This is a genomic window from Variovorax sp. 05T418 (genome assembly GCF_056396385.1).
On record NZ_JBFTLJ010000043.1, the window covers coordinates 1 to 1109 of the forward strand.

Genomic DNA, 1109 nt, shown 5'->3' on the forward strand with positions numbered 1-1109 from the left:
AACACCGAACTGGCCGAGCGGATGCGCCTGCACTGCCACCGCGGCATCGTCGTCACCGACACCATGCAGACCGTGACCGATGCGCGCATCTACTCGGTGGGCGAATGCGCGGCCCACCGCGGCATCGCCTACGGCCTGGTCGCCCCGCTCTTCGAGCAGGCCAAGGTCGCGGCCAACCACCTGGCCCAGTTCGGCATCGGGCGCTACCTGGGGTCCCTCACCTCCACCAAGCTCAAGGTCACCGGCATCGACCTGTTCTCGGCCGGCGAGTTCATGGGCGGCGAAGGCACGGAAGAGATCGTCATGAGCGACCCCTTCGGCGGGGTCTACAAGAAGCTGGTCATCAAGGACGACAAGCTGGTGGGCGCGTGCCTGTACGGCGACACGGTGGACGGCAGCTGGTACTTCAAGCTCCTGCGCGACGGRCGCAGCGTGCACGACATCCGCGACAAGCTGATGTTCGGCGAATCCAACATCGGCGACACCGGCCACGAGGGCCACAGCAAGGCCGCCGGCATGCCCGACGACGCCGAGGTGTGCGGCTGCAACGGCGTGACCAAGGGCACCATCTGCAAGGCCATCAAGGACAAGGGCCTGTTCACCCTGGACGAGGTCAAGAAGCACACCAAGGCCAGCGCCAGCTGCGGCTCGTGCACCGGCCTSGTGGAGCAGATCCTGATGTTCACCGCCGGCGGCGACTACTCGGCCACGCCCAAGAAGAAGGCCGTGTGCGGCTGCACCGACGCGAACCACCAGGACGTGCGCGAYGCCATCCGCAAGGCGCACTACCTGACGCACGACGAGGTGTATCGCAACCTGGGCTGGCGCACGCCCAACGGCTGYGCCACCTGCCGCCCGGCCATCAACTACTACCTGATCAGCACCTGGCCCAAGGAGGCCAAGGACGATCCGCAGAGCCGCTTCATCAACGAGCGCAGCCACGCCAACATCCAGAAGGACGGCACCTATTCCGTCATCCCGCGGATGTGGGGCGGCCACACCACGCCCGACGAGCTGCGCCGCATCGCGGATGCGGCCGACAAGTACCAGATCCCGACCGTCAAGGTCACGGGCGGCCAGCGCATCGACCTCTTGGGGGTGAAGAAGGA

Annotated in this window: 1 protein-coding gene; it reads left to right on the top strand. The window is 66.6% G+C overall.

Features of this window, described 5'->3' with window-relative positions:
* Positions 1 to 1109 (top strand): (2Fe-2S)-binding protein (locus tag AC1DMS_RS31665; RefSeq protein ID WP_478182139.1); only part of this gene is annotated, 1109 nt, incomplete at both ends.